We start from the raw sequence: 18,783 nt of genomic DNA, 5'->3' as shown, positions 1-18,783 counted from the left end.
CCATCGAACGCCAATAGGGGTCAACGCCATCGGCGGACCACATGCGCCACACGCGAATGTCGCGGCTAGCGCGCCACACGCGGGCCCGCTCCCCTGCGCGGCGCGTGCGTGCTGGTCGCTACGACGCGCTGGGAGCGTCGCTCAGGCGCTCGAGCACGGCGTCGGCAATGGCGCTGGCGTCCAAGCCCGAGGCTTCGACGATCTGCGCTCGCGACGCATGCTGCAGGAACTCTCGCGGCACCCCGCGGTGAAGCCACTCGGCACTGTTGCGGGCCTCACGCGCGGCAACGGCCCACTCCTGCCCTAGACCGGCATCCGCCAGACCGTCTTCGATCGTGACGACCCAGTCACACTCAGAGACGAGCTCCACCAGACCCTCTGGAACCGGGTGGACCCAGGTTGCGGTCGCGGCAACGACGCTGTGGCCGTCTGCGGCAATCTTTTCCGCCGCTTCCACGGCAGTGGACGCCATGGGCCCCAAGCCCAGGACGGCCACGCGCGCGGACTCACCGTGCTCGGCGAGCACCTCCATCGCGCCCACCACCCGGACAGCGGGCAAGTCATCTCCCACAGGGCCCTTGGGATAGCGCACCACCGTGGGAGCATCATCGACCGCGACGGCGTCTCGGAATGCGGCACGAAGCGTGGCGGCGTCTCGCGGCGCCGCGATCTGCAGCCCGGGCACATGACGCAGCAACGCCATGTCCCACATGCCGTTGTGGCTGGGGCCGTCGTCTCCTGTAATACCTGCGCGGTCCAGCATGAACGTGACACCTGCGCCATGGAGCGCAACATCCAACAGCACCTGGTCGAACGCGCGATTCAGGAACGTCGCGTACACGGCAAACACCGGGTGAAGGCCAGCGAATGACAGGCCGGCCGCGGATGTCACCGCGTGCTGCTCGGCAATGCCGACATCAATCACGCGATCGGGGAACTCCTCAGCGAACGGCTGCAGTCCCACCGGTGCCAACATCGCGGCAGTGATACCCACGACGTCCTCGCGCTCGCGCCCCACCTGGAGCATCTCCTCGGCAAAGACCTTGGTCCAACCGAACCTACTGGGTTGAACAGGCAAACCGGTCTCGGGGTGGATCTTGCCGACGGCGTGGAAACGGTCGGCGACGTCTTCCTCCGCCGGCGAGTAGCCGCGACCCTTTTCCGTCAGAACGTGGACAAGCACCGGGCCGCGGAAGTCTCGCGCATGCGTCAGTGCCGCCTCCACCTGCTCGAGGTCGTGCCCGTCGACGGGACCCACGTACTTAAGCCCCAAGTCCTCGAACATGCCCTGCTCGGTGATCAGCCCCTTGAGCGCACGCTTGCCGTGCATGACGGTCTTGTACGCGAACGTGCGGAATGCTCCACGGTCCTTGAAGGTGCGCTTGCCCCAGCCAAGGAACTGTTCGTAGCGGGGGTCAGTACGGATGCCGTCGAGCCTGCGCGCCAGCCCACCGATCGTGGGTGCGTACGAGCGGCCGTTGTCGTTCACCACAATCACGACACGGTCGTTGGTGGCGGAAATCGAGTTGAGTGCCTCCCAGGCCATGCCGCCGGTCAGGGCCCCGTCCCCGATGATGGCTACTGCGGAACGGTCAGTCTGTCCCCGCAGCGTGTTTCCACGCGCAATGCCGGCCGCCCACGATAGCGACGTGGAGGCGTGCGAGTTCTCGACCACATCGTGCTCCGACTCGGAGCGCTGCGGGTATCCGGCGAGACCGCCGCGGCTCCGCAGCCCGGAGAAATCCTGCCGTCCCGTGAGGAGCTTGTGGACGTAGGACTGGTGACCCGTATCGAAGACGAGGGTGTCCTTGGGCGACTCAAAGACGCGGTGCAGGCCCAGCGTCAATTCCACCACGCCGAGGTTGGGCCCCAGGTGTCCGCCGGTGCGCGACACCGAATCGACGAGTACCTCGCGGATCTCCGCGGCGAGTTCCGTCAGTTCCTGTGAATCGAGTCCCTGCAAATCCTGCGGGGACGTGATGCGCTCGAGCACGCAACCTCCTGTGGCAAATGTATCGACCACTCTACGACGGCGAATGGCCGGGATGTGGCAAGGGGCGCCGCGACGTGTCCGTCGCGACGCCCCAGGCGGCGGCTGTTGGCGTGTTTATGCCACCAGCGAGCGCAGCACGTACTGCAAGATGCCACCGTTGCGGAAGTAGTCCGCCTCTCCCGGGGTGTCAATGCGCACCACGGCGTCGAACTCGACGACCGTGCCGTCTGCCTTGGTCGCCTTCACCGGAAGGGTGCGCGGGTGTTCGCCTGCACTGAACGACGCGACTCCGACAATGTCGAACGTCTCGGTCCCGTCGAGACCGAGCGAGCCAGCGGACTGCCCCGCAGGGAACTGAAGCGGAAGCACACCCATACCGATGAGGTTCGAGCGGTGGATGCGCTCAAAGCTCTCGGTGATGACGGCGCGCACGCCCAGCAGGCTGGTGCCCTTCGCGGCCCAGTCGCGCGAGGAGCCGGAACCGTACTCCTTGCCCGCGAGCACCACGAGCGGCGTCTCAGCTGCCGCGTAGTCCTGCGCCGCGTCGTAGATGGTGTCCTGCTCGCCCTTGGTGAAGTTGTAGGTGAAACCACCTTCCACACCATCCAGCAACAGGTTCTTGAGGCGAATGTTCGCGAAGGTCCCGCGAATCATGACCTCGTGGTTACCGCGACGCGAACCGTACGAGTTGTAGTCCCGACGCTCGATGCCGTGATCTGCGAGGTACTTGCCTGCAGGTGAGTCGGCCTTAATCGCGCCTGCGGGCGAGATGTGGTCGGTCGTGACGGAGTCACCCAAAAGGGCGAGAACCCGGGCACCGGAGATGTCCTCCACGGGCTTGGGAGTGGCCTCCATGCCCTCGAAGTATGGGGGCTTGCGCACGTAGGTGGACTCGCTGTCCCACTCGAACGTCTTGCCGTCAGGAGTGGGAAGCCCACGCCAGCGCTCGTCACCGGCGAACACGTCCGCGTAGTCCTTCGCGAACATTTCCTCGGTGATCGAGGACTGCACAATCTCCTCGACCTCCGTCGCGTCCGGCCAGATGTCGGCGAGGAACACGTCGTTGCCGTCCTCGTCCTGACCAAGCGCATCGGCCTCAAAGTCGAAGTCCATGGTGCCGGCCAGAGCGTACGCAATCACGAGCGGAGGCGACGCCAGGTAGTTCATCTTCACGTCGGGGTTGATGCGCCCCTCGAAGTTGCGGTTACCGGACAACACAGACACCACTGCAAGATCATGGTCATTCACCGTGTCGGAGACCGCCTGCGGCAGCGGACCCGAGTTGCCGATGCACGTGGTGCAGCCGTAGCCCACGAGGTGGAAGCCAAGCTTCTCGAGGTCGGGCCACAGGCCGGCCTTCTCGTAGTAGTCCGTGACGACCTGCGAGCCGGGCGCCATCGAGGTCTTCACCCACGGCTTGACCTCGAGGCCACGCTTGTTCGCGTTGCGGGCGAGCAAAGCTGCCGCGAGCATCACCGAGGGGTTAGACGTGTTGGTGCACGACGTAATCGAGGCGATCACGACAGCGCCGTGGTCGAGTTCGGTCTGAGTGCCGTCCTCGAGCGTGAACGGCACCTTCTTGGTCGGACGCGGTGCTGCCGAGGTCGCCACCGCCTGCGCGGGCTCCGGAGCATCTCCCGCGTGTGCCTCAGCGGCGATCGGGTCAGAAGCGGGGAACGTCTCTTCGACGGACTCGTCGAGGCCGTGAGTGACCTGGTCCTCGTGGTGCGCGTAGTCGAGGATGGACTGGCGGAAGGACCCCTTCGAGTCGCTCAAGGCGATGCGGTCCTGGGGGCGCTTGGGTCCGGCGATGGAGGGGACGACGGTCGACAGGTCGAGCTCGAGGTACTCGGAGAACACAGGCTCGACGTAGCCCTCAGCCGAGGGGTCGTGCCACATGCCCTGTTCCTTGCAGTACGCCTCGACCAACTTGACCTGGTCTTCAGAGCGACCGGTGAGCTTCAGGTAGTCGATGGTGACGTCGTCGATCGGGAAGATCGCGGCGGTGGAGCCGAACTCGGGCGACATGTTGCCGATGGTCGCGCGGTTAGCCAGCGGCACCGCGCCCACACCTTCACCGTAGAACTCGACGAACTTGCCGACCACGCCGTGCTGGCGAAGCATTTCCGTGATGGTGAGCACGACGTCGGTCGCGGTGGCGCCGGCGGGGATCGCGCCGGTGAGCTTGAAGCCCACCACCTTGGGGATCAGCATCGACACGGGCTGGCCGAGCATGGCGGCCTCTGCCTCGATGCCACCCACGCCCCAGCCGAGCACACCCAGACCGTTGATCATGGTGGTGTGCGAGTCCGTGCCGACGCAGGAATCGGGGTAAGCGCGAACAGCGCCGTCGACCTCGGCCGTCATGACGCCGCGTGCCAGGTACTCGAGGTTGACCTGGTGCACGATTCCGGTGCCTGGGGGCACCACCTTGAAGTTGTCGAATGCGGTCTGGCCCCAGCGCAGGAACTGGTAGCGCTCGCGGTTGCGCTCGTACTCGAGGGCCGTGTTGAGTTCGAGCGCGTCCTTGCGGCCGAACACGTCAATCACGACGGAGTGGTCGATCACCATTTCCGCGGGTGCGAGTGGGTTGATCACGGCGGGGTCGCCGCCCAGGTCCACGACCGCCTCGCGCATGGTCGCGAGGTCGACGACGCAGGGAACGCCGGTGAAGTCCTGCATGACCACACGTGCGGGGGTGAACTGGATCTCCGTGTCGGGATCAGCCTTGGGGTCCCACGCGGCAAGTGCCTGAACGTGGTCGGCAGTGATGTTCGCGCCGTCTTCGGTCCGCAGTAGCGCCTCGGCGAGAACCTTCAACGAGAAGGGCAACTTCTCCAGGCCGGGTACCGCACCTAGTCGGTAGATCTCGTATGCCTTGCCATCCACGTCTAGCGTGGCCTTGGCTCCCAGGGTGTTCTCGCTCATGCACATCCTCCATTGGTGTTGACCGGCGTCCAGTCTACCGGCGATAGCGTGGGGCGAATGCGGACGTCTCAGCGGCGCTCAAACGTCGCGATGGCCTCCACGTGGTGGGTCATCGGGAAAAGGTCGTAGGCGGTCGCATCGGTCAGCTCGTAGCCGTGTTCTGCGAGGGTCGCGGTGTCGCGCGCGAGCGCGACGGGGTCGCACGCGACGTACACCATGCGTGCGGCGCCGGTGGCGGCCATGAGGGCCGCAGTCGCTGCCCCCGCTCCAGACCGCGGTGGGTCCAGCACGATCGCGTCAACCGGGCCGATGCCTGACGCCAGCGTGCGTCGCACGTCACCGTGGACGATGGTCGCGTGTGGTGTGGCGTGGCTATTGCGCTTGGCGGCGCGCGAGGCGTCGGCGTCAGCTTCAATCGAGACGACGGTGCGGCCGCTGGCCGCGAGCGGGACGGTAAAGAGCCCGGCGCCGGCGTAAAGGTCGGCCACGCGTTCGGCGTCTCCGACTCGGTTCAGTACTTCCTGGGCGAGCGTGCGAGGTGCTTCGCGGTGGACCTGCCAGAACCCGTCTGCGGTGACCTTGAAGTCGTGGGTCGTTCCGTTGACCTCAAAGGACTGCCGCACGGTCCGCGGCGCGTTGGAGCGCTTGTCGCGGCGGCCTTGGTTGTACGGCTCGCCGTTGACCGTCGTACGCAGGACGCCGTCCGAGCCCTCCGCGATGGCGATCCGCGAACCCGCCGCCACGCGCATGTCGAGCAGCGCGCGCTCGATTGCCTCGGTAGCGAGCGGCATGGACGTGAGCGCGATGAGTTCACGCGAGCGGTGCCCGCGCATGGCTGGCCGGCCCTCAGCGTCCGTGGTCGCGCTCACGCGAGTCCGGTACCGCAACCCTCCGCGCGACTCGTCGCCGGCGGCCTGGTGAATGCGCCCTGGGAAGTCGCGCCTAGCAAAGCGGGAAAACGACTCGTCGATGACCGCCTGCTTCCAACGCAGTTGGCCGTCGAGCGACACGTGGGACAGCTCTCCCCCGCCCACACCACCCGCGCCGGCCTCTGGCCACACCGGATCCACGCGGTCGGAGGCCCCCTCGAGGATTTCGACGGCATCGGCCCGCCACAGACGCGCGTCATCGCCAGCTTCGGTGAGCCGCGCCTTGACCCGTTCACCCGGGAGAGCGTGGCGCACGAACACGACCCGGCCATCGGCCCTGGCCACGCAGTGCCCGCCATGGGCGGGCGCACCAATCTCTAGTTCCAGTACCTGGTCCGTCATGGCAAGTCCTCATCTGGTTCCGGGGCCTCCTCGTGGATGCCCTCTTCACGCGCAGACTCCAAGTGCCATGGCACGGCCGCCACGACCACACCCTTGAGGCCCAACAATTGCTGTCGCAGTTTGGTCGTCGAGCGGTTGTGAAGCGCACGCTCCCACCACCGTCCCACGATGTACTCGGGGACGTAGACCACGACCACCTCTCGGGGGCTCGTGCGGTGGATGGAGGTGACATATTCCATCACGGGACCAACGAGGTCGCGGTAAGGCGAATCGAGAATGACCAATGGGACGCCGGAGTCGATCTTGCCCCAGTCCCGTTGGAGCTTCGCGGCGGGCTCGCGCTCGATCTGCACTCCGACCGCTTCCAGCGTGGAGTGTCGCGCTGCCTTCGCGTAGGCGAGCGCCCTCAGCGCCGGGCGGTGCAGTTGCGCGATCAGCACCACCCCACGCGTCGAACTGGGCAGAGCAACCTCAAGATCCGTCTTGTCCAGGCGCACGTCCGCCCGCACCGCGGCGTAGTGACGGTTGATGGCGTGCATCACGATGACGAGCCCGCAGATCAACGCAATGGCGATCCATGCGCCGTTCACAAAGTTGAAGACCGCGACGACGAGCCACACGCCGGCAGCCACAATCGCCGCAACGAGGTGCAGCGCCTTGCGCCCGTGCAGCTTGCGGCGGGCCAGGCGGTCGGTCGCGAGCTTGAGTTTGCGATCGGTCCAACGCACCATCGCGATCTGGCTCAAAACGATCGAGGTGAAGACGCCAATGACGTAGAGGTGGATGAGCGTCTCGACCTCGGCGCCCGCCAATGCCACGACGACAGCCGAGGCGGTCGCGATCATCAGCACCCCGCCGCGCAGGACCGCACGGTCGTTGCGCATCGCGAGCTGGCGCGGCAAGTACGCGTCCTTGGCGAGATACGACGTGAGGTCGGAGAAACGACGGAACACGGCCGCGACGGCGGCGTACAGGAGGGCCATGGCAATCGCGGCGACGATCCACACAGCGAAGGCGTAGTTGAAGACGTTGTCGGCGACCTGCGCAATGACCGGGCCCTTGGCCCACCCCGTCACGCGATATGTCCAGGCAAGGTACGCGACCGAGAAGAACGCGATCGCAGACGCGGCGACGGCGATCAACAGCGTGCGGCCCGCGCGCTTGCCCCTGGGCTTCGCGTGATGGGGCGCTGAGGCGGCCAGGTGTTCAATGCCCGTCACCATGACGGCGCCGGATGCGATGGCGCCGGCGTAGGAGAACCACACGGACCAGGTCTCCGGCGCGTTCGCACCGATGGGGCTGATGCTCTCCGCGTTAAAGCGCGCGAGGCCCAGCACCACCATGACGGCTACGGCGATGAGGAAGCCAAACCACACGCCCACCATCACGCGGGCCCGGTCGCGCATGACGCGCAGCGCCACGAGCGTGACCACTCCCACGATCGCGACGGACAGCGGCACGTCCCACGCTTGGAGTTGCGGCACCAAGTAAGCGACGAGCTGGGTGATGGCGGCCACCGACACCGCCACCGTGAAGAGGTAGTCGACTAGGACCGATGCTCCGGTGACGACCCCGGACCGGCGCCCCAGGACGTCGCGCACCAGGCCGTAGTCTCCCAGCGAGTCCGGGCGCGCGTGGACGTTGGAGCGATACGCGAAGCCCAGCAACAGCATGATGAGCACGACGCCCAGTGCCATATAGGGAATTGCGCCCTGCTGACTGCCGTGGCGCAGCGCATCGACCACAGCATCGGGGGCGTACGTGACTGCTGAGAGGACACCCGCGCCGAATACCGGCAAGGCCAGGCGCGTGCGCAACGTGACGGGCACGACCGCATCGGTGGCGATCGGCTGCCCGAACACCAGGCGCCTTAACTTCTGCAGTACACGTCGCACGTCGCACCATCCTAGGCGCAGGGGGTATAGCGTGGGGGACCGTGCACATTGTCATCATGGGCTGCGGGCGAACAGGCTCCGCGCTGGCGTCCGAATTCGAGTCGCGCGGCCACTCGGTCGCGGTCATTGACCGGGTAGGAGACGCGTTCCGGCGCCTGCCCAGCGACTTCCAAGGTCAAAAGATCACGGGCATCGGCTTTGACCGGGAGACCCTGGTGTCTGCTGGAGTCGAACAGGCGTACGCGTTTGCCGCCGTGTCCTCAGGAGACAACTCCAACATCTTGGCCGCGCGGGTGGTGCGGGAGACGTACGGAGTCGAAAACGTCATCGCACGCATCGCCGACTCCGGCCGCGCTGAGGTCTACCGACGCCTGGGGATTCCCACCGTGGCTCCGGTGCCGTGGACGAGCGCCCAGATTGTGTCGCGCCTGCTCCCCGGCGGTAAGGAAGAGTCCTTCACGGACGCCCACGCCGGGGTGTCGATCCGTCGCCTTGCGGTGAACCACGCGTGGGTGGGGCGCAAGCTCACGGAAATCGAGCACGCGACTGGCACCCGCATTGCCTACCTCGTGCGGTTCGGCAAGGCGCTGTTGCCGGAGGACTCCACCGTGCTGCAGTCCGACGACGAGGCGCACTTTGTTATTCCGACCGACGCCGCACCCGCGGCGGAGCGGATCATCTCGCGAGCACCGGGAGCAGCCTCATGAAGGTCTTGATTGCGGGTGCGGGCTCAGTCGGGCGATCGATCGCACGCGACCTCTTGAGCCATGGCCACGAGGTCCTCCTGATGGACAACACTCCCGCCGCCATGCGCGTCGCGCAGGTCGCCGAAGCCGACTGGATGCTCGCCGACGCCTGCGAAATGAGCGCATTGCGCGAGGCCGGTACCGAATCCATGGATGTGGTTGTCGCCGCGACCGGTGACGACAAGTCCAACCTCGTCGTGTCCTTCCTTGCGAAGACGGAGTTTGGTGTGCCCCGCACCGTGGCGCGCGTCAACAACCCCCGCAACGAGTGGATGTACGACGCCCAATGGGGTGTGGATGTCGCTGTCTCCACACCGAGGATCATGACGGCGATGGTGGAAGAGGCCGTCGCTGTGGGAGACCTCGTGAAGGTCTTCACCTTCCACCAGTCGGGTGCGTCGATCATCGAGGTGACGCTGCCCGCAGACTCCCCCGTGGTCGGCGCGACCGTGCGCCAGATCCCCTGGCCGCCGGAGACGGTGTTGTCATGCATCGTGCGCTCAGACCGCACCATCGCACCCAGCCCCGCTGACACCCTTGAGGCACGCGACGAGCTGCTGTTTATTGTGTCGGCTGAGGCTGATCCGGAGGCGTTGGACGCGGTGCTGCGGAGCGCACCATCAGCCACACCACCCACAGAGTAAGCGCGAACAGCGGCACGCCCATGGCGAGGCGTGCTGTGCCCAACGCCGCAACCTGATCGCTCAAGTACAGGGGGAGCTGAACGGCGAGACGGAAGGCGTACATGACCACGAGCACGGCTGTGGCGCGCTGCATCACACGCATCTGGCCCGGCTGGTCGCGCCATCCCTTCCAGTCCCCCTGAAACAGACCCCACACAATGCCCACGAGCGGCCACCGCACCACCATGGTGCCCAGCGTCGCAATGCCGTACACGGCGTTGATCCACAGCCCTGGCACAAAGTAGTCCTCGGGTTCACCCGTGCGCCATGCCCAGATTGCGCCAATCGCCACGCCGACCACGCCGGCGAGTGCCTGTTGAATGCTCGAGCGTTGGATGAGTCGGATGACGACGAGCACGACCATCGTGGCTACCGCCGCGATCACCGGCACACGCATCCCACCAACCGTGAGGAATGCGAGCACAAACACGAATCCCGGGGCCACCGATTCCACAAAGCCTCGCCAGCCGCCGACCGCGTCAGCGAAGGAAAACTCGTCAGCTGACATGAGTTTGCCCACCCGGCCGCCCGCGACTGCCTGCTGCGCGGCGTCTGGCGCGCCGCTCTCCGTGGAGTCTGCGGCGCCGCCGCCGTGTGGCGGTTCGTCAACCCCACCCGTGTTGCTGGGATCGGTCCCGTCTGCGTGCTGCCCTGGCTCCTGCGTCACAGTGTGTACTCGGGGTTAAAGATGCGCGGAAGGGCCTCAGCGGCACTCACGCGGCCGTGTACCGAGACAATGGCCCCGGGCTCGATCCCCGGCACCTCACGACGTCCCATGAAGACCACGTCGAGGCGTCCGGAGCCGTCGTCGATCCGAGCCGTCAGCTGCGGTGCCGCGTCGCGAGGCTCCACCCTGATCGAGACGATGCGACCGCGGACGGACGCCTCAGTCCTGGCGCGGGCAGCGCTGATGGGCACGACGTCGGCGTGGGAAGTCACGATGCTGAATCCGCGCCCGCCTGCTCAGTCTGGGGCTCATCGCCGTCCTTGCGGAAGCGCGGGAAGTCCAGGACGAGAACGGTGCCGGCGATCATGGGTTGGGGTCCGCGTTCGACCGCGCAGCGAGACAGGAAGTCCGCGATGCGTTCGCGCGTCGAGTCCTCGTGCACGGATGGACCCATCGCGGCCGCCTTGAGCAGCCACCTGTCCCCCTCGGGCCCGAAGAATCGCATGGGGATCATGACGTCCTCGCCCTGCTTGTTCTTGCGGGTGAGCCGAGCCTCGATCTCGGGACCGAAGCGGCCCTCCGTCACGTGAATCTCGCCCGCGGGACGCAACCGTTCCGTAATGGTGCGTCGCGTCTGCGTCCACTGACCGGTTCCGCGGGGTGCCGCGAGGACTTGGAGTTGTACCTGGCAGTCAGCGATCTTCACGCTCACCGCTCCACACTTGTCATTCGACGGATCGATCTCCGCGCGGACCTTCATGTGCGCGATGGCTGGCAGGCGCAAGGGACCGTAGTAAACGAAGTCCTGGTCAGCAGGAATCTGGTCCCAGTCCCACGGGCCGTCGGCTCCCGTGAGCTCGTCGAGCCCGTCGTCGTAGCCTTGGTCCTCAGTCATCCTTGCACTCCTGTCGATCCAAATCCGCCTTCGCCGCGGTGGGATCCCGGGAGATCGGCCACTGCCACGAATGCGGCACGTTCCACGCGCTGAATCACCAGCTGCGCGATCCGGTCGCCGGCCTTGAGTTCGACGCTGTTGTGAGCATCGGTGTTCAAGAGCGTGACCTGCACCTCGCCACGGTACCCGGCGTCGACGGTGCCGGGCGCATTCACGACTGTCACGCCGTGACGGGCGGCCAAGCCGGAGCGCGGGTGAACGAACGCGGCATAGCCTGCGGGGAGTGCAATGCGCAGGCCGGTGGGGACAGTTTCCCGTTGGCCCGGCGCGAGTGTGACGTCGCGCCGGGTCGTGAGGTCCGCTCCCGCGTCACCCGGATGCGAGTAGCGCGGAAGCGGGACGTCGGGGTCGGTCGTAGAGACGAGGATCTCGACGTCGGTCATGAGTGACAGTCAGCCTTGGTTTAGGCCGCGCACTCGGAGCAAATGGGCTGGTCGCCCCGCAGCTGCGCGAGCTGGCTGCGGTGGTGAACCAGGAAGCACGACATGCAGGTGAACTCGTCCTGCTGTGCGGGCAGCACCCGCACGGACAGTTCTTCACCTGAGAGGTCGGCGCCGGGCAGCTCGAAGCCTTCCGCGGCCTCGGTCTCATCCTCGTCCACCACTCCAGACGCTTTGTCGTTGCGTCGGGCCTTGAGCTCCTCGATCGAGTCAGCCGAGATCTCGTCATCGGTCTTGCGAGGTGCGTCGTAGTCAGTTGCCATCAGGCGGTTGTTCCCTTCACGTGTACACCGTGCGACTACATCAATGTTCGTGTGAGCCAAAAAGTGTTCCCACGAGCGCAGGCATTGTGCCCCAAAAAACGCGAGGGCGCGACTCTAAGCGTCGGCGCGTGCCCAAGTCGTGTCTGCACCAGCCTTAACGAGCGCGTCGCGCACATCATTCCAACGACCTGGAGATGCCGCAATCAGGAGGCGCTCGTCAGCCGGTCCGCCGTCGATCCCTGCCACGCGTAGGCCGGCCTCAGTGGCGATGAGTTCCCCTGCCGCGAAGTCCCAGGCGTGGAGGCCATGCTCGTAGTAGGCGTCCACCAGACCAGCAGCGGCGTGGCACAGGTCGATCGCCGCAGAACCGAGCCGCCTGATGTCGCGAACCTGGGGCAGCATGCGAGCGACGATCTCCCCTTGCACGCGCCGACGGTGTGGTTGGTACTGGAAACCAGTGGCCAGCAGCGTGTGCGCCAGGTCGGGTCCTTCTTGCGCGCCCAGCGGCACGCCATCGCACCACGCGCCCTCGCCTCGCGCCGCAGACCACAGGCGGCCTTGGGCGTCGAACACCGCGCCGGCTTCAAGCCGCCATGATCCCGGCGTTGGCACCCCGGTCACTGCGGCAACGGACACCCCAAAGTGCGGGATTCCGTACAAGTAGTTCACGGTGCCGTCGATGGGGTCCACGACCCACGTCACGCCAGAGTTCCCGCTGCTGTCCTCGCCCTCCTCCCCGTGCACGGCATCGCCAGGGCGCCACTGGGCGAGTCGCTCCCGCAGTAGACGCTCGGAGGCCGTATCCATCTGCGTCACGATGTCGACGCTGGACGATTTAGTTCCCTCGATATGGGCACCGTGGCGACCGTCGCGTATGAGCTGACCCGCTTCCGTGGCGAGCGCACGGGCGGTGTCCAGGAGCGTGGATGGCGCGATCATGCCTCCATCGTGCCCGCACGCGGAAGCCTGTCCACACGCGCCGCGTGGCGTGCCGCGTATTGGCGTGTGAGCGTGGCAATCTGAGGTCATGATGCGACTGACACTTGTGCGACCGGCCGACGATGGCGAGCACCTGATCGTCGCCGACGACGACGGCACCGAGTACGAGCTCGAACTGAACGATGCGTTGCGCCGTGCGGCTGCGACCGTCCGCCCGCGCGTCCATGCCGACGATGCGCCGGGCGATTCCGCCCCCACCATGAGCCCTCGGGAGATTCAACAGCGCATTCGCGGAGGCCTCAATGCCGCGGAACTGTCGGAACTCACGGGTCAACCGGTGGAAGCATTGCAGCGCTACGAGGCACCGGTGCTTGCGGAGCGATCGTACGTTTCCGCCCTCGCCCAGAGCACCCGGATTGGCCGGGACGCGGATTCACCCCAGTTGGGCGAACTCGTGACCGACCGACTGGCTGGTCGTGGCGCTGACGCCGAATCCGTTGTCTGGGATGCCTGGCGCGAGCCTGAAGAACCGTGGTTGGTCGCGGTCGACTACCGCGTGAACGGCCGCAACGTCCGCGCCCAGTGGTCGTTCGATCACACGGCGCGCGTCATCACCGCGCTCGACGACGAGGCGCGCTGGCTGACCGAGACAGAATTGCTCGACGTTCCGATCCCCAAGCGGCACCTCAGTGCCGTGCGGGAGGCAGACCCTGCGCGCCCGCTCGAGGCCGTGCGACCTGCTCAGCCAACGCCGGCACCGGACGCGGCCCCGGCTACTGCGGAGCCGAACCAGACCGAACTGCTGCTTAACGATCTCGAAACGCGCCGCGGTACCCGCGACACCGTTGATCTCGAGGACATCGACGAGGACGACGATGACGAGGGCGCCTTCGAGGGCTTTGGGCCGGCGGTGAAGCGACAGCGCGAAGCGGAGGTCGGTTTCAATGCCCCCTCAGCGGCGCACCCGTCCTCCTCTGCGAGTGCCCCTGAGCCTCCCTCGGCGCCCTCGACAGCAGAAGCTGACGCGGCGTCGGAGCCTAAGAAGCCCCGTCGCGGCCGGTCATCCGTCCCAAGTTGGGACGAGATCGTCTTCGGAGCAAAGAACGACTAGCGCGCACCTGCGGCGCATGCGAGGTCGTCGAGGAGCCTAAGCCCGTAGGCCCAGCGGCCCAGCCCTGAGTCGGCGTTGATGTGGCCGGCCTCACCGACGGTCGTGAGCGGCGCACCCAGGCGCTGCGCGAATGCTCCGGCGAACTCGACACTCCCGTACGGGTCGTTGGTGCTCGCCACGACGCGGGCCGGCTGCGCCAGCGCGCGTGCGGTCAACCCAGAGAACTGGCGCACCGCTGCAGGTGCGCCCTCCCGGCTCACGTCTGGGGGCGCGACGAGCAAGGCACCTCTGGCTTGCCCGGGGTGGTCGTTCATCCACGTCGCTGTGGTGAGTGTCCCAAGTGAGTGCGCCACGATGAGTGGTGGTTCCTCTTGCGCGTCAACCGCGCGCCCGAGCGCCTCGAGCCAGTCGTGGGGATCGGGGTCGTCGACACTCGCGGGTTCAAAGCGGGTAGCGCGCGGGTGGGCACCCTGCCACAGCGTTTGCCAGTGGAGTGGTCCGGAACCGCCCCAGCCTGGCACCACAACGAGCGGCACGCTCAGCACCGCGTCGCTCATGGTGTCCGGACCGGTCATGCGGTGGCCACCAACAGCGGGATGTCTCGTTCGCGCTTGGTCAGCGAGCCATGTACCCCGATGAGGCTGCGAGACTGCACAGACTGGGTACGTGAATCCACGACGGTGGCGTTGTCCCCCATCGCCACCACGACGTCGCCCACACGGTCAGCCACCGCATCGTCCAACGCCCCAAAGAGCCCCACGTCCTTCGCCTCCGCGCGGGTGCCGACCGCGGCGAGGGTACCCAAGATGTCCTGCCACCGTGTGGCCGTCTGCACCGCATCCGCTCCTTGAGCCAGGTGCAGATGGAGCGCTCGCGGCTCGCCAGCGACGAGATCGACGTCCTGACGCAATCCCGCGTGCGCGCCGACGTCCCACACGCGACCGCCGGTGACGTCGACCATGCCGTGGTCTGCGGTGACGACCATTGCGGCGCCTTTGGGCAGCCGCCGCGCGAGGCCACTGAGCTCGCGGTCGGCATCTTCGAGCGCGGCGACCCACTGATCTGATTGCCAGCCATGCTTGTGGCCGGCGGCATCGATCTCCCCCCAGTAGCAGTACGACACCCCAGGTGCCCGCGCGGCCTGCAACGCCACGTCGATGCGCTCAGCGAGGGACTCCGCCCCCACGAACGTGCCACCGCTCAGCGCCGCCTTCGTGAGCCCTGAACCCGCGAAGCGACGCTTGCCGAGCGTCGTCACCGTCACCCCGGCATCGGCCGCCTGCCGCAACAACCCTGGCTGCGTTTGCCACTCATGCGGCTCGAAGGCTCCCTCCCAGGACACCAAGTTGGCGAGAGCGCCGGTCCGGGGGTTGCGCACGCTGTAGCCCGTCATGCCCGTCCGTCCGGACGGTTGCCCGGTGCCGAACTGGGTGAGGGCCGATGCCGTGGTCGAGGGGTACCCGGTGGTGATCACGCCAGATTCGATCGAGCGCAAAAAAGGCGCGTGTCCGCGCCGCGCGGCAAGAAGGTGGTGCCCAAGGCCGTCGATCAGTACGACGACGACGTGGCGTGCCTGCGGAATCCCTAAGCGTTGCCGGTCGGCCGTGGCATCCCTCCCGGTGACCGCTGCGCCAGCGCCCACCGCATCCAAGGCGGCCGGAAGCACGGCGCCCAGTTCACGCCCTCCGTAGTCGGGCAGGCGCAATCCTGCATGCGCGAGGCGGTCGGCGAAGGTCACGGTCGGGATGCGCGTGGCTAGCGCTGAATCGCCCGCTGCACGGCCTGGGCGAAGTCGCTGAGCGCACGCACGGTGTCGTCACCGTCGGCGATCGCACTGACCCGGACAAGCGTGTCGTCGCCGGTGATGCCGCCCGTGTACCCGTGATCAGCCTCGCAATTAGCATCGCCACAGCTGGCGGGCTCTAGCTCGACCCGCGAGTGGACGCCCCAGCCGACGGCCAAGACGAGCTCACTAGGCGCGTCGCCATCCTTGAAGTGCTCCGGGTGATGGATGACGTGGGTCATCGCGAGGTTCGTCACGGAGCGAAGCAGCGCGGTCTCGATTGTCGCGGAGGCCTCGTGGGTGCCTTCGGTCGAGTGGCCAGCGCCGTCATCGATGTGCATACGCAGGAGGCGGGTGGGCGTCAACACGAGCACAGTCAGGTGCCGGCGCACTTCGCGGTCGTCAAAGGTCGTCTCCGCGTGCACAAAGTGGGCGTCGACCCGCTCGTCTCCGATCGCCTGGCGAAGAACCGAGTTCGAAAGCGCAGGGTAATAGCCGGCAACTGCCACGGCTTGATCGAGTGTCTGAGGCATGCGGGTATTGTTCCACTTCGCGGGTGGGGTAGCCACCCGCGCCGCGTGGCAGCCCCATGGTGTCGGCGGCGCCAGGCACAATAGCCCGCAGTGCAATCCGTATCCGACGATCCCCCACCGAGGAGTTCCATGGCCGACGCGCCCGATGGACAGATCATCGACATCGACGTCAGCTCCGAGATGGAGACCTCCTTCCTGGAGTACGCCTACTCGGTTATCTACTCGCGTGCGCTTCCCGACGCCCGCGACGGACTCAAGCCAGTGCAACGCAGAATCGTGTACTCCATGGGCGACATGGGATTGCGCCCGGAGCGCGCGCACGTGAAGTCGTCTCGCGTCGTAGGCGAGGTCATGGGTAAGTACCACCCGCACGGCGACAGCGCCATCTACGACGCGTTGGTCCGCATGGCGCAGCCATTCTCCCTGCGGCTCACGCTTGTCGACGGGCACGGCAACTTTGGATCCCTCGACGACGGCCCTGCGGCATCGCGCTACACCGAGGCTCGCCTGGCACCAGCCGCGATGGCCATGATTGCCGACCTCAATGAGAACGTCGTCGACACGGTCGCCAACTACGACAACAAGTTGCAGCAGCCCGAGGTGCTCCCCGCGGCGTTCCCCAACCTCCTGGTGAACGGGGCATCCGGCATCGCGGTCGGCATGGCCACCAACATGGCGCCGCATAACCTCATTGAAGTCGTGTCCGCGGCTCGGCACCTCCTGGATAACCCGCGTGCCGAGCTCGACGACCTCATGCGCTTTGTTCCCGGCCCCGACCTGCCTGGCGGAGGCAAGATCGTCGGCCTCGACGGCGTGCGCGAGGCCTATGAGACAGGCCGTGGCAAGTTCGTCACCCGCGCCGTGACCCGCATCGAGAAGGTCACGCCGCGGCGCCAAGGGATTGTCGTGACGGAACTGCCGTACCTCGTGGGGCCTGAGAAGGTCATCGAAAAGATCAAGGACGCGGTCTCGGCAAAGAAGCTGGAGGGCATCACTGCGGTCACGGACCTCACCGACCGGCACAACGGCCTGAAGCTGGTGATCGAGGTCAAGAACGGGTTCAACCCCGACGCCGTCCTCGAGCGTCTCTTCAAGGTCACCCCGCTTGAGGAGAACTTCTCGATCAACAATGTGGCCCTGGTCAATGGGCAGCCGCGCACCCTTGGGCTCAAGGAAATGCTCAGTGTGTGGGTGGAGCACCGTCTCGACGTCACGCGCCGCCGCAGCCAGTTCCGCCTCGATGCCCGCCGCGACCGCCTGCACCTGGTCGAGGGCCTCCTCATCGCGATCCTTGACATCGACGACGTCATTCAGATCATCCGTGCCTCCGAGGACGCCTCGGAAGCACGTGAGCGCCTAATGACGGCCTTCGAACTGTCGGAGATTCAGGCCGACTACATCCTCGAGCTACGTCTGCGCCGTCTCACCAAGTTCTCGCGCCTGGAGCTCGAGAACGAGAAGTCCCAGCTGTTGGCCGAGATCGCGGAGCTTGAAGAGATTCTCGGTTCCGATCGCGCGCTGCGCGCTGTCGTCGGTCAAGAAATGGACGAGGTCGCGGCCGCGCACGGCACACCGCGCCGCACGATCCTGCTGGCAGACGCAGGTGCCGTCACATCCGCAGCGACCGTAGCCTCTGGCGCCGGCCGCAAGGCCGCTCCGTCCCTCGAGATCGAAGACACTCCCTGCTACGCGATGCTGTCGACGACGGGGCTCGTGGCGCGGACCGCCGACAACGAGATCCCTGCGCGCGAGGGGCGCCGTAGTGCGCACGACGTGCTCGCCGCATGCGTCGCCACCTCCACGCGCGCGGACGTCGGCGTGGTGACATCCGCGGGAAGGATCGTGCGGCTCTCGCTGCTCGACGTTCCATCACTCGCTCCCACCAGCGAACCGCCGTCGCTCAGCGGTGGAAGCCCGCTCAGCGAGCTCGTCACGCTGGAGAGGGACGAGGTCCCCGTCACGCTGGTGCCGCTGGACGCCGACACTCCCCTGGCGCTCGGAACGGCGCAGGGTGTCGTCAAGCGTGTCAAGCCCGAGCCAGCGCCAAACAAAGACGCCTGGGAGGTCATCTCCCTCAAGGATGGCGACCGCGTGGTGGGCGCGGCGCTCGCCAGCGACGGACAGCAACTGGCGTTCGTCTCCGATCAAGCGGCACTGCTGCACTTTGAGGCGAACCAGAGTTCGGCACGCCCCCAAGGCCGCACGGGCGGCGGCGTGGCGGGCATCAAGTTGCCAGACGGCGTCCAGGCCATCTTCTTTGGCGTAGTTGCCGATGCGCAGAACGCGGTCGTAGTGACGATCGCTGGCTCCTCGACCGCGCTACCTGGCACGATCCCTGGCGCCGCGAAGGTCACTCCCTTTGAGGAGTACCCGTCGAAGGGCCGCGCCACCGGTGGCGTCCGTGCCCACAGGTTCCTCAAGGGTGAAGACGTGCTCATTCACGCATGGATTGGTCCTGGACCGGCGCGGGCGTCCTCGGGTGCCGGCCAGCACGTCGACCTTCCGCAGGACTACGGGCGTCGCGACGGCTCCGGCACTACCCTGTCGACGCCCATCTCCGGCATCGGATAGGGGCA

The 18,783-nt window shown here is 66.7% G+C and carries 17 protein-coding genes; 4 read left to right on the top strand and 13 right to left on the bottom strand.

What is annotated here, in order from left to right; genetic code table 11:
* Positions 1 to 118: 118 nt before the first annotated feature.
* The 4 genes from dxs to AOP75_RS12015 form a co-directional block, all read right to left on the bottom strand.
* Complete coding sequence (gene dxs / locus AOP75_RS12030) at positions 119 to 1,993, bottom strand: 1-deoxy-D-xylulose-5-phosphate synthase (protein WP_062079330.1); 1,875 nt, start codon at positions 1,991 to 1,993, stop codon at positions 119 to 121.
* Positions 1,994 to 2,107: 114 nt separating this feature from the next.
* Positions 2,108 to 4,921, bottom strand: a complete 2,814-nt coding sequence (locus AOP75_RS12025) for an aconitate hydratase (RefSeq protein ID WP_062079329.1) — start codon at positions 4,919 to 4,921, stop codon at positions 2,108 to 2,110.
* A gap of 68 nt (positions 4,922 to 4,989) precedes the next feature.
* The gene (locus tag AOP75_RS12020; RefSeq protein WP_062079328.1) at positions 4,990 to 6,192 is read right to left on the bottom strand and encodes a class I SAM-dependent RNA methyltransferase; all 1,203 of its coding nucleotides are present in this window, start codon (positions 6,190 to 6,192) and stop codon (positions 4,990 to 4,992) included.
* Positions 6,189 to 8,087: an APC family permease gene (locus AOP75_RS12015; protein ID WP_161794576.1), complete on the bottom strand. Its 1,899-nt coding sequence runs from the start codon at positions 8,085 to 8,087 to the stop codon at positions 6,189 to 6,191. Before AOP75_RS12015 ends, AOP75_RS12020 begins: the two co-directional genes overlap by 4 nt.
* Positions 8,088 to 8,128: 41 nt before the next feature.
* Here AOP75_RS12015 and AOP75_RS12010 point away from each other — a divergent pair, with 41 nt between their 5' ends.
* Positions 8,129 to 8,794, top strand: a complete 666-nt coding sequence (locus AOP75_RS12010; RefSeq protein ID WP_062079326.1) for a potassium channel family protein — start codon at positions 8,129 to 8,131, stop codon at positions 8,792 to 8,794.
* Entirely contained in the window at positions 8,791 to 9,477 is a 687-nt protein-coding gene (locus AOP75_RS12005) for a potassium channel family protein (RefSeq protein ID WP_062079325.1), read from the top strand. Before AOP75_RS12010 ends, AOP75_RS12005 begins: the two co-directional genes overlap by 4 nt.
* Here AOP75_RS12005 and AOP75_RS12000 read toward each other — a convergent pair.
* The 6 genes from AOP75_RS12000 to AOP75_RS11975 form a co-directional block, all read right to left on the bottom strand.
* Complete coding sequence (locus tag AOP75_RS12000; protein ID WP_062079324.1) at positions 9,395 to 10,183, bottom strand: DUF3159 domain-containing protein; 789 nt, start codon at positions 10,181 to 10,183, stop codon at positions 9,395 to 9,397. The genes AOP75_RS12005 and AOP75_RS12000 overlap by 83 nt on opposite strands.
* Positions 10,180 to 10,455: an OB-fold nucleic acid binding domain-containing protein gene (locus tag AOP75_RS11995; RefSeq protein WP_062079323.1), complete on the bottom strand. Its 276-nt coding sequence runs from the start codon at positions 10,453 to 10,455 to the stop codon at positions 10,180 to 10,182. The genes AOP75_RS12000 and AOP75_RS11995 overlap by 4 nt, the downstream gene beginning before the upstream one ends.
* On the bottom strand, positions 10,452 to 11,078 hold the full coding sequence (locus AOP75_RS11990) for a DUF3710 domain-containing protein (RefSeq protein WP_062079322.1): 627 nt from the start codon (positions 11,076 to 11,078) through the stop codon (positions 10,452 to 10,454). Before AOP75_RS11990 ends, AOP75_RS11995 begins: the two co-directional genes overlap by 4 nt.
* The gene (gene dut, locus AOP75_RS11985; protein ID WP_062079321.1) at positions 11,075 to 11,521 is read right to left on the bottom strand and encodes a dUTP diphosphatase; all 447 of its coding nucleotides are present in this window, start codon (positions 11,519 to 11,521) and stop codon (positions 11,075 to 11,077) included. The genes AOP75_RS11990 and dut overlap by 4 nt, the downstream gene beginning before the upstream one ends.
* A 20-nt stretch (positions 11,522 to 11,541) precedes the next feature.
* Positions 11,542 to 11,841 carry a DUF4193 domain-containing protein gene (locus tag AOP75_RS11980; RefSeq protein ID WP_062079320.1) on the bottom strand — a complete coding sequence of 100 codons (300 nt, stop codon included), beginning with the start codon at positions 11,839 to 11,841 and terminating at the stop codon, positions 11,542 to 11,544.
* Positions 11,842 to 11,955: 114 nt separating this feature from the next.
* On the bottom strand, positions 11,956 to 12,780 hold the full coding sequence (locus AOP75_RS11975; RefSeq protein ID WP_062079319.1) for an inositol monophosphatase family protein: 825 nt from the start codon (positions 12,778 to 12,780) through the stop codon (positions 11,956 to 11,958).
* Positions 12,781 to 12,868: 88 nt separating this feature from the next.
* Between AOP75_RS11975 and sepH the strand changes: the two genes are divergently transcribed.
* A complete protein-coding gene (gene sepH / locus AOP75_RS11970; protein WP_083966963.1) occupies positions 12,869 to 13,891 on the top strand; it encodes a septation protein SepH in 1,023 nt (340 codons plus the stop codon).
* Here the strand turns inward: sepH and AOP75_RS11965 are convergent.
* Genes AOP75_RS11965 through AOP75_RS11955 form a run of 3 tightly spaced genes read right to left on the bottom strand, consistent with a single transcriptional unit; the run spans position 13,888 to position 16,207 of the window.
* Positions 13,888 to 14,466, bottom strand: a complete 579-nt coding sequence (locus AOP75_RS11965) for an RBBP9/YdeN family alpha/beta hydrolase (protein ID WP_062079317.1) — start codon at positions 14,464 to 14,466, stop codon at positions 13,888 to 13,890. The genes sepH and AOP75_RS11965 overlap by 4 nt on opposite strands.
* Positions 14,463 to 15,629, bottom strand: coding sequence for an alkaline phosphatase family protein (locus AOP75_RS11960; RefSeq protein WP_236683174.1), 1,167 nt, complete (start codon positions 15,627 to 15,629; stop codon positions 14,463 to 14,465). Before AOP75_RS11960 ends, AOP75_RS11965 begins: the two co-directional genes overlap by 4 nt.
* 17 nt (positions 15,630 to 15,646) lie before the next feature.
* Positions 15,647 to 16,207, bottom strand: coding sequence for a DUF5998 family protein (locus AOP75_RS11955; protein ID WP_062079315.1), 561 nt, complete (start codon positions 16,205 to 16,207; stop codon positions 15,647 to 15,649).
* A gap of 129 nt (positions 16,208 to 16,336) precedes the next feature.
* Between AOP75_RS11955 and AOP75_RS11950 the strand changes: the two genes are divergently transcribed.
* Positions 16,337 to 18,778, top strand: a complete 2,442-nt coding sequence (locus tag AOP75_RS11950; protein WP_062079314.1) for a DNA gyrase/topoisomerase IV subunit A — start codon at positions 16,337 to 16,339, stop codon at positions 18,776 to 18,778.
* Positions 18,779 to 18,783: the final 5 nt, after the last annotated feature.

Origin of the sequence: Demequina globuliformis, assembly GCF_000975155.1 — a bacterium.
Classification (GTDB): Bacteria; Actinomycetota; Actinomycetes; order Actinomycetales; family Demequinaceae; genus Demequina; species Demequina globuliformis.
Note: the sequence above shows the minus strand (reverse complement) of the source record. Positions and strands in the feature narration are given on the sequence as shown.